The sequence below is a fragment of the Arthrobacter sp. NPDC058192 genome, from assembly GCF_042883665.1.
GTDB lineage: Bacteria > Actinomycetota > Actinomycetes > Actinomycetales > Micrococcaceae > Arthrobacter.
This window is the reverse complement of record NZ_JBHVVJ010000012.1, coordinates 1-15240: the sequence shown is the minus strand read 5'-3', so window position 1 is coordinate 15240 and position 15240 is coordinate 1. Positions and strand designations below refer to the sequence as shown.

General features: G+C 67.9%; 13 protein-coding genes. 7 read left to right on the top strand and 6 right to left on the bottom strand.

Annotated elements, in window-relative coordinates:
- Positions 1 to 5 precede the first annotated feature (5 nt).
- The 6 genes from recN to ACFVVK_RS12965 are packed head-to-tail and all read right to left on the bottom strand — an operon-like array spanning position 6 to position 6075.
- Positions 6 to 1742, bottom strand: a complete 1737-nt coding sequence (recN, locus tag ACFVVK_RS12990) for a DNA repair protein RecN (protein WP_390267294.1) — start codon at positions 1740 to 1742, stop codon at positions 6 to 8.
- Between the two features lie 3 nt (positions 1743 to 1745).
- Positions 1746 to 2783: an NAD kinase gene (locus ACFVVK_RS12985; RefSeq protein WP_390267291.1), complete on the bottom strand. Its 1038-nt coding sequence runs from the start codon at positions 2781 to 2783 to the stop codon at positions 1746 to 1748.
- Between the two features lie 22 nt (positions 2784 to 2805).
- Positions 2806 to 3618 carry a TlyA family RNA methyltransferase gene (locus ACFVVK_RS12980; protein ID WP_390267288.1) on the bottom strand — a complete coding sequence of 271 codons (813 nt, stop codon included), beginning with the start codon at positions 3616 to 3618 and terminating at the stop codon, positions 2806 to 2808.
- Positions 3615 to 3977, bottom strand: coding sequence for a hypothetical protein (locus ACFVVK_RS12975; protein WP_390267285.1), 363 nt, complete (start codon positions 3975 to 3977; stop codon positions 3615 to 3617). Before ACFVVK_RS12975 ends, ACFVVK_RS12980 begins: the two co-directional genes overlap by 4 nt.
- A 9-nt stretch (positions 3978 to 3986) precedes the next feature.
- Positions 3987 to 4976 carry an HAD-IIA family hydrolase gene (locus ACFVVK_RS12970; RefSeq protein ID WP_390267282.1) on the bottom strand — a complete coding sequence of 330 codons (990 nt, stop codon included), beginning with the start codon at positions 4974 to 4976 and terminating at the stop codon, positions 3987 to 3989.
- A 4-nt stretch (positions 4977 to 4980) separates the two neighbouring features.
- The gene (locus tag ACFVVK_RS12965) at positions 4981 to 6075 is read right to left on the bottom strand and encodes a hypothetical protein (RefSeq protein WP_390267279.1); all 1095 of its coding nucleotides are present in this window, start codon (positions 6073 to 6075) and stop codon (positions 4981 to 4983) included.
- 30 nt (positions 6076 to 6105) lie between these two features.
- On the opposite strand from ACFVVK_RS12965, the gene ACFVVK_RS12960 reads away from it, so the two are divergent.
- From ACFVVK_RS12960 to ACFVVK_RS12930, 7 genes are all read left to right on the top strand, one after another.
- A complete protein-coding gene (locus tag ACFVVK_RS12960) occupies positions 6106 to 6975 on the top strand; it encodes a hypothetical protein (protein ID WP_390267276.1) in 870 nt (289 codons plus the stop codon).
- 493 nt (positions 6976 to 7468) lie between these two features.
- Entirely contained in the window at positions 7469 to 8971 is a 1503-nt protein-coding gene (locus ACFVVK_RS12955) for an FGGY-family carbohydrate kinase (RefSeq protein WP_390267273.1), read from the top strand.
- Complete coding sequence (locus tag ACFVVK_RS12950) at positions 8955 to 10325, top strand: iron-containing alcohol dehydrogenase (RefSeq protein ID WP_390267270.1); 1371 nt, start codon at positions 8955 to 8957, stop codon at positions 10323 to 10325. The genes ACFVVK_RS12955 and ACFVVK_RS12950 overlap by 17 nt, the downstream gene beginning before the upstream one ends.
- Positions 10326 to 10754: 429 nt before the next feature.
- Entirely contained in the window at positions 10755 to 12164 is a 1410-nt protein-coding gene (eat, locus tag ACFVVK_RS12945) for an ethanolamine permease (protein WP_390267267.1), read from the top strand.
- A gap of 169 nt (positions 12165 to 12333) precedes the next feature.
- Positions 12334 to 13155, top strand: coding sequence for an HAD-IIA family hydrolase (locus ACFVVK_RS12940; RefSeq protein ID WP_390267264.1), 822 nt, complete (start codon positions 12334 to 12336; stop codon positions 13153 to 13155).
- A 99-nt stretch (positions 13156 to 13254) separates the two neighbouring features.
- Positions 13255 to 13938: a hypothetical protein gene (locus tag ACFVVK_RS12935; RefSeq protein ID WP_390267261.1), complete on the top strand. Its 684-nt coding sequence runs from the start codon at positions 13255 to 13257 to the stop codon at positions 13936 to 13938.
- 68 nt (positions 13939 to 14006) lie between these two features.
- Positions 14007 to 14774, top strand: a complete 768-nt coding sequence (locus tag ACFVVK_RS12930) for a GntR family transcriptional regulator (protein WP_390267258.1) — start codon at positions 14007 to 14009, stop codon at positions 14772 to 14774.
- Positions 14775 to 15240 lie beyond the last annotated feature (466 nt).

The following is a 15240-nucleotide window of genomic DNA, read 5'->3' as shown; positions in this document are numbered from 1 at the left end:
TGTCCTTAGGCCTGCGGCAGGAGCTTGGCGTCGTCCAGCAGTTCCTGGGCGTGGGCCCGGGCGGAATCCGAGTCCTCCTGGCCCGCCAGCATGCGGGCCAGCTCGCGGACGCGCTCGGCCTCGTCCAGCAGCTGCACGTCGCTGGAGGTGAAGCCCGTGGCGGTGGCGCCGTCGGCGCCGCGGACGGACGTCTTGGTGACGCGGATGTGCTGGTTCGCGAAGGCTGCCACCTGTGGCAGGTGGGTGACCACGAGAACCTGGACGTGCCGGGCCAGCATCGCCAGCCGGCGGCCGATTTCGACGGCGGCGCGGCCGCCGACACCGGCATCGACCTCGTCGAAGACGAAGGTCGGGACGGGGTCGACGGCGGCCAGCACCACTTCGATGGCAAGCATGACGCGGGAGAGTTCACCGCCGGAGGCGCCCTTGCCCAGCGGCCGGGCCGGGGCACCGGAGTGCGGCTGGAGCAGGAACGAGATTTCGTCGGCGCCGAACGGTCCCAGCTGTCCCGAGGGTTCCACGTTGATGACCAGGGTGGCGTCCGCCATGGCCAGGGCGGTCAGCTCTGCACTGACCCGGGCGGAGAGGTCCTTCGCCGCCTTCGTGCGCGCTTTGCTGATGGCGGCGGCCTGCTTCCGGAGCCCGGCCTCGGCACGGGCGACCTCGGCGTCCAGGGATTCGATCCGGGTGGAGTCGTCCTGCAGCTCATCGTGCCGGGCCCGGGCTTCCTCGGCCCAGACCAGCACCTCGTCGATGCTTGGCGCGTACTTGCGGACCAGTTTGGCCAGCGCGGCCCGGCGCTCCTCGATCTCGGCGAGCCGTTCCGGGCCCTCGGTGTCCAGGGCGGCCTGGTAGCTGGCGAGCTCCGCGGCGATGTCGTTGAGCAGGAATCCCACCTCGGCCAGGCGGGCCGCGGCCGAGCCCAGTTCCTCGTCGTGTTCGGCAACGTGCTCCAGCGTGCGCTTGGCGGCGTCCACCAGGGTGGTGGCATCTGCTTCTTCGCCAAAGTCCTCGGCAATGAGCGCCTGGTGCGCGGTGCTGGCCGCGATCCGCAGTTCCTCCACGTTGGCCAGCTTCACGGCCTCGGCCTTGAGGGCCTCGTCCTCCCCCGGCTGCGGGTCGACGGCGTCAATCTCGGCCAGGGCCGCCTGCAGCGACTCAGCCTCGCGGAGGCGTTCGCGCGCGGCGCTGCGCAGTCCGTCGAGTTCGGCCTGGCTGGCGTTCCAGTGGGCGTACAACTCCTGGTATGCGGACAGTGTTCCCGCCAGGCTCTCCCCCGCGAACTTGTCCAGGGCGCCGCGCTGCGCCACCGGGCTCTTGAGCCGGATCTGGTCCGATTGCCCGTGCACCACCACGAGGGTTTCGCCGATTTCGGCGAGCACGCCGACAGGTGCTGCCCGCCCGCCAAGGTAGGCGCGGCTGCGGCCGTCAGCGCCGACGCTGCGGGCCAGCAGCAGTTCAGCGCCGCCGTCGAACTCCTCAACATCCGCGCCGGCCTCACGGGACCGCGCGACGGCGGCGTGCCCGGCGTCGAGCTTCAGCACCGCCTCGGCCGATGCGCTCTTCGCGCCGCTGCGGACGGCGCCGGCGTCGGACCTGGCGCCAAGGAGCAGGCCGACGGCGGTGACCACCATGGTCTTGCCGGCGCCGGTTTCGCCGGTCACCACGCTGAGGCCCGGGCCCAGCGGCAGGGTGGCGTCGGTGATGACGCCGAGGTCGCGGATTCTCAGTTCTTCAAGCATGCTTCACTTCCCGGTTGAGGGATCGGGCGAGGAATCGGGCGTGTCACCGGGTTCCGCGTCGCGCGGCGAGGGCAGCGGCGGCATGGGCCGCGGCGTGCGGATGATCGGGATGGGTCCGGTGTGGATGGTCTCGGCCTGCGGCATGGGGCCGCGCCAGCCTTGGATCGGGAGCTGGAACTTTCGCACCAGCCGGCCCGAGAACGGTGTCTGGTGCGTCCTGGCCAGCCGCACGGGCGTCGCCGAGCGGGTCACTTCGACGCGTGCACCGGGCGGCAGATCCACGGACCGCCGGCCGTCGCACCACAGGACGCCTTGGGCATCGGTCCGGTTGAGGATCTCGACGGCGAGCCTGGACCGGGGCGAGACGACCAGCGGCTTTGCGAAGAGGGCGTGGGCGCTGATGGGCACGATCACCAGGGCTTCGACCTCGGGCCAAACTACGGGGCCACCGGCAGAAAAGGCGTAAGCGGTGGAGCCCGTGGGCGTGGCCAGAACCACGCCGTCGCAGCCGAAGGAGGTCAGCGGGCGTTCGTCGACTTCGGTGACCACCTCGAGCATCCGTTCCCGGTTGGCCTTTTCGATCGCGGCCTCGTTCAGGGCCCAGGTATGCCAGATTTTCTGGCCCCGGACCCACACCTGGACGTCGATCGTCATCCGCTCCTCCACCGTGTATTCACGGCTGGCGACCCACTCGACGGTCTGCGCGAGGTCTGCACGCTCGCTCTCGGCCAGGAATCCCACGTGGCCGAGATTGACGCCGAGCATCGGCACGTCGACTTCCCGGACGAGCTCGGCGGCGCGGAGGATCGTGCCGTCGCCGCCGAGCACCATGACCAGTTCGACGTCGGGCAGCTGCACGTGGTCGTGCAGGACCTCGACTGGGTGGTCGAGCTGGCCGAAGAAACGGACCATGTCCCCGAGCTCGGTCTCCTGCATCACGGGGATCAGGCCGGATCCGTACAGGAGGGCGCAGGCCTCCCAGGCAGCTTTGAGGGACTCCTCGCGTCCCGTGTGGGCAAGGATGAGGACACGCCTGCTCATCAGGTTCCGCCTTCTGGTGGTACTAGTGGTTCGGCCAGATTGTTCCGAGCAACGCAGCAACCGCTGCGTCCCGCTCCTCGATCTTAGGCGGGACTTCCGACATCGGGCGTTTAATCCACAGGAAGTACTCGACATTGCCGTCCTGGCCAGGCAGCGGGCTTTGGGCGAGGCCTTTCAGTTCCAGCCCCGCGTCAACGGCGGCGGCAGCCACCTTGCCGACCGCGAGCCGGCGTTCCCGCTCCGAGGTCACCACGCCGGTCCGGCCCAGCCGGTCCTTGCCGATCTCGAACTGCGGCTTGACCATGAGCACAAGGTCGCCGCCTGGCCCGGTGCAGGCGGCGAGCGGTGCCACCACGAGGGTCAGCGAGATGAAGGACAGGTCCGCCACGGTCAGCGCGGCCTGTCCGCCGATCCCCGCCGGCGTCATGTACCGGACGTTGAGGCCTTCATGGACGGAGACCCTGGCGTCGTGCCGGATCTCCGGGACCAGCTGGCCGTGCCCGACATCGACGGCGACCACGTGTGCGGCACCGCGGCGGAGCAGCACATCGGTGAACCCGCCGGTCGAGGCGCCTGCGTCGAGGCAGCGCTTGCCGGCGACGTCGACGGCGGGAAAGGCATCCAGCGCCCCGGCCAGCTTGTGCCCCGCACGGCTGACGTAGCCGTCCTCGGCTGAGGCTGCCACGTCCAGCGCGGTGCCGTCCGGAATCTGCAGGGAGGCCTTGGCGAGGACCTCGCCGCCGGAGCTCACCTTGCCCTCGGAAATGAGGCGGGCGGCGTGGGTGCGGGACCTGGCCAGCCCGCGGCTGACGAGGGCCTGGTCAAGCCGGCTCACGCTCCCCCGTCCCCCGCGGCATGGATACGGCGCGCCGGGCCGGCGTGGGAGGCCACGTCTTCATTCAGGGCCTCCAGCAGCGCATCGTGCATGCCCGCATAGACTTCGCCGTGGCCGGACACCGGCGTGAGCCGCACGGCCGCGAGGCGGTCCAGCACGGCGCTGACGGTCCGGTCCTGGCCGTGGGCCTGGCTCTGCGCCTGCAGTGCGGGCCAGTCGACGCCGGCCGCCAGTGGCGGTGCTTCTTCAGCGGCCTCCGGCGGCCCTTCGGGTCCGGATGCGTGATCCAATTGCTCGCGCGGCAACGGCTCAGGATCGACGCTGGGCTCCGTGCGGGGCTCCTGGTTTAGCTCGGTCATGAGTCCAGTCTAGTGATCGAGCCACTCGAGGTCCGGAGCCAGCGGAGTGACCGTCTCGGGGTTCGCGGCCCACCAGGCCGAACAGGCGGCACGCCACGAATCGAGATCGGCGGGGTCGCCCCTGATGTGGACGGACTGTCCGCGGACGATCGCCGAGGCCGTACCGCTGCGGAACCGCCCGTCGTCGTGCTCCACTGCCGGGTACGGTGCGTACAGGGCCGTCAGGTCGTGGATGAGGAAATCGGGTCGCTCCACCGTCCGGGCGGCGAGGATCGACTCCCTTGTGTCCACTCCGGTCAGCACGGCCACCGTGGCGAAGCCGGCGTTGTTGCCGCCCAGGATGTCGGTGTCCAGGCGGTCGCCGACGACGAGCGGCCGGTCGGCGGCCAGCCGCTTGGCCGCGGTGTGGAACAGCGGTGCTTCCGGCTTGCCGGCCACGATCGGGGTCTTACCGGTTGCTGCCGCCACGGCTGCCACCAGCGTCCCGTTGCCCGGGGCGATTCCACGCGCCTGGGGAATGGACATGTCCGTGTTCGTCGCCACCCACAGGGCGCCTCCCGTGACGACGTACGTCGCCTCGGCCAGGTCCTTCCAGCCAATATCCGGGCTGAAGCCCTGCACAACGGCGACAGGGTTCTCCGCCGCGCTGTGGACGGGAACCAGGCCGACCAGCTCAATTTCCTGGGCCAGGGCGGCACTTCCCGTGATGAGCACGTGCGCTCCGGCCGGGAGCAGGGAGGCCAGCAGCGCCGCCGCAGCCTGCGAGGAACTCACTACCTGGCTGTCCTCGGCGGGGGCGCCGAGCTCGCGCAGGTGCTGCGCGACCTGTGCCGGCGAGCGGGAGGCGTTGTTGGTGACATAACCCAGTCCTACGCCGACGTCGGCGAGCCGGCGCAACGACTCCACGGCGCCAGGAATGGCGTGGGCGCCGGCGTAGACCACGCCGTCCAGATCGGAAAGCAGGGCATCAAAGGTTGAGATCAGTGCAGCTCCGCTCACGCGACTAGTCCTCGACCCGGTCACGCCCGGCGAGCTCTGAGTCGTCGACAGGTTCGTGTTCCGTTTCCGTGTCCGGCTCCTCGCCGGCTTCCCCGTCCGCCTCGTTGGTCTCGCCGTCGGCTCCGTCGAGAACGTCGGCTTCCAGGGAATCCTCGTCCGACTCGGCGTCGTCGGACTCGAAGTGGTCCGCCTCTGCGTCATCGGAACCTTCGTCGATCGGGTTCACGCCGTTCCGCGCTCCGGCGGGACCGGAGATTTCCGCAGCTGCAGCGTCTGCGGCGCGCGGTGCGCCGTGGTCCATCCCGGCCTGCGTGTCGGCGGCCTGCTGGGCGCGAAGCTGGCGCTGCCGCTCTTCCTCGCGCGCTTCTTCTTCCTCGTCCCAGCCGAGGTCGATGATGTCCGGTTCCTCTTCTTCCCCGAGGCCAAGTGCGTTTTCCGCGACGCCGGCCTGCCGCTGCCATTTGGCGGCTTCGGGTTCGCGTCCGGCGGCCGTCAGGGCATCAGCGTAGGCGCGGAACAACCGAGGGCTGTAGGAAAAGGCGCGGTTGATGTCCAGCTGCGGGATCTCCAACTCCGACACCGCGGCATCCAGCTGCCCGAGGTCGGTTCGGGCTCCGGCGGCAACGATGGCCAGTTCCACCTTGCCCGGGGCGTCAAGATCCTTGGCTTCCTCGGACCGGGCCATGTCCAGTGCCCGGTCCGGGCGGCCAAGGCCCCGCTCGCAGTCAGCCATGACTGGCAGGTGCATGTTGGAGCCGCTGATTCGGCGGTAGGTACGGAATTCCCGGAGTGCTTCACCGAAGTGACCGGCCGCATAGGCGGTCAGACCGACAGCTTCGCGGACGGCCGCGAGCCGTCCGCCACGGCGGCTGGCTGCCAAGGCATGCTGGAAGGCCAGCTCCGGCTCCTCGTCCAGAAGCCGCCCTGCCATGACCAGGTGGCGTGCAACCCATTCGGCGCTGGTGCCTTCGAGCGTCTTGATCTGGTGCTGCGTGGCGCGGTCGAGCTCCTTGCCGGTGACATCCTCCTCGATCTGGGGCGAACGCTCGCGGTCGGGACGGTTGGCGCTGCGAAGATCGCGGGCGTTCGGCACGCGCACGGGCCGGTCCTCGGGGCGGTCGCGTCCGAATTGGCGCGGACCTGCTTCGCCACGGTCGAAGCCGCGTGCCGGACGGTCCTCACGGTTGCCGAACGGCTTGCGGTTGTCACCGCCGCTGTACGGCTTGCGATCACGGTCGCCGCCGCTGAAGCTACGACGCTCGCCGCCCTCACGCGGACCACGATCACCATACGGCTTACGGTCACCATAGGACGGGCGGCTGTCGCCACCGCTGTACGGCTTGCGATCGCCGCCACCGAAGCTGCGCTGGCCGCCACCTTCACGCGGGGCACGGTCACCATACGGCTTACGGTCACGATCGCCGCCGCCGCTGTACGGCTTACGGTCACCATAAGACGGGCGGCTGTCGCCACCGAAGCTGCGCTGGCCGCCACCTTCACGCGGGGCACGATCACCATACGGCTTACGCTCGCTGCCACCGCTGTACGGCTTGCGTTCGCTGCCGCCGAAGCTGCGCTGGCCGCCACCTTCACGCGGGGCACGATCACCATACGGCTTACGGTCACGATCGCCGCCGCCGCTGTACGGCTTGCGGTCACCATAAGACGGGCGGCTGTCGCCACCGAAGCTGCGTTGGCCGCCACCTTCACGCGGGGCACGATCACCATACGGCTTACGCTCGCCGCCACCGCTGTACGGCTTACGCTCGCTGCCGCCGAAACCACGCTGATCCCCGCCCTCGCGCGGAGCACGGTCACCATACGGCTTGCGGTCACGGTCTTCCCTGGAACGGAACCCGCGGGGATCGCCGCCAGAGTTGCTCGTGCCGCGGAATGGGGCTCCACCGGAACCACGTCCGCCAGAGTTGTCGCGGGCCTTGCCGCCGCGGTTGCCATCATTGTGCTCAGCCATGCTGGGATTCCTCCTGTTGAGAGCTGACCACTGGCGCAATCGCAGCCGCTCTGTTCCGTGTTTCGTTTCCTACGCAACCCGAAAACAAGCGCTTCGAAGTCCGTACATCTCCCCCAATTCTAGGCGAGCAACCCGGCACCGGCTAACGGCAACGGCCGCTGGCCCCGGTCGGTGGCGAGACTCACAACGCCCCTGCCGCGGGATGCGCGGGTCCCTCGGAAGCGTTGGGGCGCGGGATGCGCGGGTCCCTCGGAAGCGTTGGGGCGCGGCCAACTGCCGCGGGCACGGCAGCCCGCTTCGCTAATTGACCGCCACGGAGTCCCGAGAACGCCGTCGGTTCAGGGAAATGTACCGGACAGTGATGGCCCTGCCACTCCCTTCAGGCGGCCTGATCCGGCTGGGCGAATCGATGAGTTGACGATCATGGCACGCGCTCTTACCATAGTTATTAGACGTCTGACGACTTACGCAGATGGAGATGGCTCTGGGGGAAGGCCACTGGGATACAAAGGAGTATTTCATGGGATATGTAATCGGCTGCGACCTTGGCTCGCAGAGCGCCAAGGCGGTGCTCATGTCGCCGGAGGGCGATATCGTCGCAACAGCAAACAGCGGCTACGCAATGCAGCACCCGCACAGCGGCTGGGCAGAGCAGGACCCCGCGCACTACCGGAACGGCATTGCCGCAAGTGTGCGTGCCGTGCTCGCCAGGACCGGTGTAAATCCGGCCGAAGTAACACACCTCGGACTGTCGAGCCAGGTGGATGGGGTGGTTCCCATAGACAGGCACCTGCGCCCGCTGCGGTCGGCGATCATTTGGCTTGACCGGCGTGCCACGGACCAGGTTGCCCGGCTCGGGAATGCCATCCATCCGGATCGGCTGTTCGCCCGAACAGGACTGAACCTCGATGCTTCGCACACTGCGCCCAAAATCATGTGGCTGGCTGACAATGAGCCCGAGGTCTACCGTCAGGCCGCGTCTCTGCCGTCAGTTGGCGGCTACGCTGTCGCATGGATGACCGGCCGCTCCATCCAGGACCACGCCAACTCGTCGTCATCCCTGCTGTACGACGTCGTCGCCCGCGACTGGAGCGATGAACTCATCGACGCGGCCGGGCTGGACCGGGCAAAATTGCCGGAGATTGGCCGCGCCACCGACGTCGCGGGCAACCTGACTGCAGAAGCCGCTGATGCGCTCGGCCTGTCCACAAACTGCGCGGTCGTGGTCAGCACGGGCGATGACCACGCTGCCTGCCTGGGCGCCGGGGGCGTTCGCTCCGGGGTGGTCGTCGATATCCTCGGCACGGCCGAGCCGGTCGGTGTCTCGAGCAGCGTTCCCGTCTTCGATGAGACAAAACTCGTCGAAACGCATGCGCACGCGGTTGACGGCAGCTACCTGATCGAGAACCCCGGATTCGTCGCCGGCGGCAACACGTTGTGGTTCGCCAAGAACGTGCTGGGCATCAGCCAGCAGGAATTCTTCGACCGGGCCGCCCAGTCACAACCTGGTGCGCGCGGTGTCCGCTTCATCCCGGCTCTGACCGGATCGATGGCACCGCGGTGGAACGACTCCCTGCGCGGGACGTTTTCCGGCCTGTCCATGAATCACGACTCCGCCGACCTGGCTCGGGCAATCATCGAGGCGAACTGCTTCGCGTTCCGGGACATCTACGACCGGATCGACGCCCTGGGCCTGGCCCAGTCGGTCCGGGTCGTGGGCGGCGGATGCCGCAGCTCGCTGTGGCTTTCGGCCAAGGCGACCCTCTGCGGCACCCCGATCCAGAAGGTGCTGACCGAAGAGACCAGCGCAACGGGTGGGGCACTACTCGCCGCCGTTGCCGCCGGCATCTTCCGCAGCCTCGAAACAGCCGTCGACGCCGTTGTCGAGCTTGACCCCACCACCATTGATCCCCAACCGGCTCACGCCGAGGCCCTCGAATCGGCCTACCAGGACTACCGCTCCCTCTTCGACGCCGTCGAATCAATCTCCCAGAAGGAATCACGCCATGACGCTCTCGTCTGACCTCGACCACTACCTCACGCACCCGCTGGTCGGCCTCGACCGGGTCGTCATCGGCCCCGAGGTGCTCGACTCCGTCCGGGACATCGTCGCCGCACTGCCCGAACACAACACCATCGCACTCCTCACCGACGAGGACGAGTACACCACCGGCTCCGGCATGTTCCTCAAGCCCGCAGTCGCCGGCCTCCTCGAAACCCTCGGCACCGTTACCGCCGTTACCCTGCCCGGCCACGTCCACGCAGACGAGCGTACCGTCAGCGATGCCACCGCGGGCTGCGCCGGCGCGGACGTCATTGTCACAATCGGCTCCGGCACGCTGTGCGACATAGGCAAGGTCGCGGCGGGAGACAGGCCACACGTCGTCGTACAAAGCGCCGCCTCGGTGAACGGTTTCGCCGACGACCAGTCAGTGCTGCTGATCAACGGCGTGAAGCGCACGGCCCACTCCGGCTGGCCCAGCGCCCTTGTTGTGGACAGCACCGTCCTCGAGGGCGCCCCGGCCCTGCTGAACCGCTCCGGACTCGGCGACATGATTTCCATGTTCACCGCCCCCGCGGACTGGTACCTGTCCTCCCTGGTCGATATGGACCGCGGCTTCTCCGACGAAGCCGCGACGATGACCCGCCGCCACGGCGCCGAACTGCTAGGACTGGCCGAAGGCGTAGGGTCATCCGACCCGGAGTCCCTGGCCACACTGGCCAAGTTCGTGACCCTGTCCGGCATCTCGATGGGCGTCGCGGGACAGACCTCCCCGTCCTCCGGCATGGAACACGTCATCAGCCACATGCTGGACATGGCCAACAGCGCCCGCGGCAAAGACACCGCCCACCACGGTGCCCAGGTGGGCGTCGCGACCATTGTTGTCGCGATTCTGTGGCGAAAGATGAACGAGCGGCTCCGCACCGGAAACATCGGTAATCTCCGGCTCCCGTCCCCGGCCGAGGCCGAACGCACCGTCCGGGAAGCCTTCGACTGGATGGACGAGGCCGGCGCCACAAGCAACGAGTGCTGGTCCGACTATTCCAAGAAGCTCGAACACCTGCGCTCCGTCGACGCCGGCACCAAAATCCGCGACGCCGCCGAATCCTGGGCCGCGCACGCCCACGTGCTCTCGGGCCTGCTTGGCGAACCCGAAGCCATCGTCGCGGCGCTGCGCGCCGCCGGCGCACCCACCAGGTTCTCCGAACTCGAAAACCCCAGCAAAGAGGACGACGTGATCTGGGCGCTCATGAACTGCCACCTGATGCGCAACCGCTTCAACATCGCCGACCTCGCCTACCTGACTGGCGCATGGACCATGACCGACGTCTTGGCCGCACTGGCTGAGGCAGAACGGATCGGCGCCGGCCTCTAACCACCCTCGCCACATGCTGCAATCCCGGACCGCCTGGCGGACCGGGATTGCGGCCTGGGCGCCTGTCCGCGGCACCCGCCGCACTTGGCCGTCCCTGTCGTACCCCGTGTCTTCCAGCACGGGTTTCAGTATCCGCAAATTCACCAAAATATCTTCTTGTTAGACGTCTAACGACTTGCTATGCTTAATACACAAGCCGCTCAGGCAGGCAGAGGCCAGAGGGTCCGGGGAAGCAACGTCGCTTCCCCGGCAACTCCCAGCCAAGGCCGTCGCGAGAAAGGCCGGGCCTGCCGCCATCCGCGGCGGCCCGGCGCCGGCAACGAACCACCGGCGCCCGGCCCTGCTGGTACAGCAACCCAGCACGGCATGCCACCGGAAATCCATGGGGCTTTCCCACCAAATCGATACAACCCGCAAAGGAGCAGGTACGTGTCACAAACAGCTACACTTTCCCCCGTGCAGGCGGAGGGCAAGAAAAAACTCCACAAAGTTGCCGGCCCTCTCCTGCTGTGGGGCATCGGCGTCGGCGCCGTCATCTCCGGCGACTACTACGGGTGGAACGCAGGCCTCGGGCTTACCGGCTACTGGGGCTATCTGATCGCGATTGCCATCATGGGCCTTCTCTACGCAGGACTCTCAACCGTGATCGGCGAACTGTCCGCGGCAGTGCCCCACGCCGGCGGAGCCTACGCCTACGTCCGCACGGCCCTCGGCCGGGTCTGGGGATACCTCGCCGGAGTGAGCGTCCTGCTCGAGTTCGTGTTTGCCCCGGTCGCGGTGGCGCTGACCGTCGGCGCGTACGTGCAGGTCCTCTTCCCCGATGTACCGATCCTGGTCAGCGCCGCGGTCCTGTACATCGGCTCAACGGTGGTCCACCTCCTGGGCGCCGGGAACTCGATGAAGGTTGAGTTCGTGTTCACCGCCGTCGCCGTCATCGGCCTCGTAGTCTTCATGGCCATCGGTGCTCCGAAGATGTCGCTGGATAACCTGAACGCCTACTCCGGCGGGGCCATCCTCCCGAACGGCATCGGCGGCCTCTGGGCCACCCTGCCGCTGGCCGCCTGGTTTTTCTTCGCCATCGAGAGCCTTCCCATGGCCGCCGAAGAGACCAAGAACCCCGCCAAGGACATCCCCAAGGCACTGGTCATGGCCTTCCTCACGCTGGCCGTGGTCGGCCTCGGGACGCTCACGGTCGCCGCAGGCGTCGGCGGTTCAGACTTCCCCGGCGCCGCTGCCCCGCTGACCGTGGCCCTGTCCAACGTCGTGGGATCCCAGACCTGGATCGTTCCGGTGATCGCCAGCTTCAGCCTCGCGGCCCTGGTCGCCTCGTTCCACGCAATCGTGATCGCCTACTCGCGCCAGACCTTCGCCCTGTCCCGGGCAGGCTACCTGCCGGCATGGCTGTCCAAGCTCAACAAGCATCACGCCCCGATCGGCTCGCTCATCGTCCCCGGCGTGGTCGGCTTCGTCTTCGTCGTCCTCGGCGCCACCATCCTCCCGGACGCCATTCCGGTCCTGGTGACCCTCTCGGTGCTCGTCGCAGCAGTGTCCTACATGCTGATGATGGCCGCAGCCCTGGTGCTGCGGAAGAAGCGCCCCGAACTGCACCGCCCCTACAAGGCCCGCGGTGGACGCGTGACGATGTGGATCGCCCTGGTCCTGGCCGGGGTCCTGATCCCCGCCGCCCTGGTCAGCTTCCCGCTCGCGTTCGTCATCGCCGCGATCATGGTGGCACTGTTCATGGCCTACTACTTCGCCGTCGGCCGCAAGCGGGTCGGCAACTACACCGCCGAAGAAGAACTGGCACTGACCGAGCACGCCCTGACCGAAGAAGCCTGACCACCCCGGCCGCCTGGCGGGGGCCACTGCACCCCTGCAGCAGCCCCCGCCAGGCAGCCCAAAAACCCGCTAATGAATTTCCGCCACAACCCCAATACGAACTTGAGTCGCTAGACGTCTAACGTTAGACCGGTATTACAGGCTCTCAGGAGCCGGAAGGAGGGCAAAGATGCCCGTTGAATTGCTCGCCAAAGAAGCGGCCCGGACCGGGACAACCCCGCTGTACCGGGGCTACGCCTTCGACCTGGACGGCACGCTCTACCTCGGTGATGACCTCATCGAAGGTGCGGACGCCGTCGTGGCAGCGCTGCGTGACTCCGGCGCCCGGGTGGTGTTTGTGACCAACAAGCCCCTCGAAACCGCCGAGAACTACGCGGCGAAGCTGACCAAGCTCGGCATCCCGGCCGTTGCAGACGACGTGATCTCGGCCCTGGACGCGCTCACCCTGTACCTCACGGGGCGTCACCCCGGATCCCGGGTCCTCGCCGTGGGCGAACCGGTGCTCATCGAGTCCCTGCGCCGCGCCGGGTTCACTCTGACCGAAAACCCCCTGGAGACCGACGTCGTGGTCGTGTCCTTTGACCGGACCTTCGACTACGACAAACTGACCCGGGCCTACCAGGCGGTCAAGGCCGGCGCAGTCATCGTCGCCACGAACCCCGACCCGTACTGCCCCACCCCGGACGGTGGCCTGCCGGACTGCGCCGCCATGCTCGCCGCCGTCGAGGCCTGCAGCGGCGGCCGGGCCGAGGCGATTGTCGGTAAGCCCAGCGTCCACATGGCCAATGCCTTCCTGGACCGGCTCGGCGTCCCCGCCAACGAGGCTGTCATGGTCGGCGACCGGCTGCTGACGGACGTCGCCATGGGCCTGAACGCCGGCATGGCTTCAGCCCTCGTGATGTCCGGGGCGACGACGGATGAGCATCTCGCCGCTTCGACGATTCACCCCACCCACGTCCTCGACGACGTCCGCGGCCTCATCGCGGCCTGACGGGACCGGGAAACGATCCCCCACAGCCCCAAACCAACCCAAACGCACCACCCGCAAACCCCCAAAACGCACCACCCACCCACAGAAAGAACAAGAACAATGTCTGAATTCATCTTCATGCTCACCCACAACGACCGCACCGTCGACAACGCCCTCGAGGTCCTCGAGCAGGTCAAAGACACCGGCCTGCGTCACATCGGCTTCAAGGATGTCGGCGCCACCGCCGAGAAGGCCCGCGAACTGACCGCCGCGGCGCACGCCGCAGGCCTCGTGGTCTACCTGGAGATCGTCTCGGTGGACAAGGCCGACGAGATGGACTCCGTCGACGCCGCCATCGCCGCCGGCGTGGACTGGATCGTCGGCGGCAAGTTCGCCGCCGAAGCTATCGAAAAGCTCGCCGGCACGGGAATCAAGTTCGCCCCCTTCCCGGGCCGGGTCGCCGGGCACCCCAGTGCACTGCTGGGCAGCATCGAGGAGATCACCGCGCACGCCGCCGAACTCTCCAAAATGGACGGCGTCCACGGCGTGGATCTGCTCGCCTACCGCCACGCCTCCGTTGACCCGCTGGAACTGACCGCCGCCGTCGCGGAGGTTGTCGACGGTCCCACCATCGCCGCCGGCTCGGTCGTCTCCGAGGCGCAGATCCGCGGACTCGCCGAGGCCGGCGCGTGGGGCTTCACCATCGGCGCGGCCATCTTCGACGGCAAGCTGCCCGGCGAAAAGGACGTCGTGTCCCAGGTCCGCACCGCGCTGGCCTTCGCGCACGACGACGCCCGGGTCTAACCCCGGACGGATCCAACCCCCGCCCCCAACCGCCAGTACACTGGATTCATTGTCAAAGGGAGGACACCATGTCGGGTCGCCGGCCAAATCTTGCAGAACAGGTTCGCGATGAACTCACGGAGCTCATCAGCAACGGCACGTATGTGGTCGGCGACCGACTCCCCAACGAAGACGAAATGTCCATCAAGTTCGCCGTCAGCCGGGCCACAGTCCGCGAGGGCTACCGGGCACTGATCGACGCCGGGTACCTTTCCCGCCTCCACGGCAAGGGAACCTTCGTCACCCGGGTGCCGCAGCGCCACGCTCTGGACCTGAACGTCAGCTACACCGCGATGATCCAGGCCGCCGGGTTCACCCCCAGCATCCGGATCATCTCCCAGCGCGTCCAGCCCGCCGACGACGGCGACCGTGCTCGGCTCAAACTGGACCACGGGGCCGAGGTCGTCGTCGTCGAACGGGTCCGGTTCGCCGATGACCGGCCCGTCGTCTACAGCGTGGACCGCGTGCCGCTGGCCATCGTCCCGGAAGAAATCCGCGGCAACCTGGGCGCCTCGCTGTTCGACATGCTTGAAAACCTCAACTACGGCGTCCGGAACGGGCGGGCCAAACTGCTCCCCGTCCTCGCCGGACCCCCGGAGGCCGCACAGCTGCGGGTCAGCGACGGCGTCCCGCTGCTCTACTTCGACGAGGTCGACTACGACATCAACGGCACACCCGTACTCGCCTCCTACGAATGGCACACCAGCGACGTCTTCGAAATGTGGCTCAACCGGCGCGCCCAACCGCCAGCCCACAGCGTCGAGACCGCCCCGGCTCTTGCTGAGACGCGGTCCTAAATCACCTGAAGAACGGCCGGGCACGCCCAAAGCGTGCCCGGCCGACTCATTTAAAGTTGTCCGGCCGGCCGGACCCATGGCTCGCGAATCATGCAGCACGGTTGCGTGGTCGCAGCTCCCGTCTCCGGTGAGAGAACGCCTGGGCAAATCAGGAACTCTCGTCGCAGGCCGCGACCCTCCCTCAGCTGTGGCAGGTTCCTTTCTGATGCTCCCGCGGTTTTGACGGCTCCCGCACCTCCCGGCCGCCGGTCACGCCGGAAGGTGAGGGAGCGTCTCCCCCGGATGTGCACAACGTGAGGGAGCGTCCGGCCCGGATGTGCACAACGTGTGGGAGCGTCCGGCCCGGGTGGGCGCGAAGTGAGGGAGCGTGTCTGGTGCCGGGGTGTTTTCCGGGCGGCTTGTGGTGTTAAATGCGGGAGGACCCCAACCTGGTGGTTGGGGTCCTCGACCTGAATGGTGTTCCGGC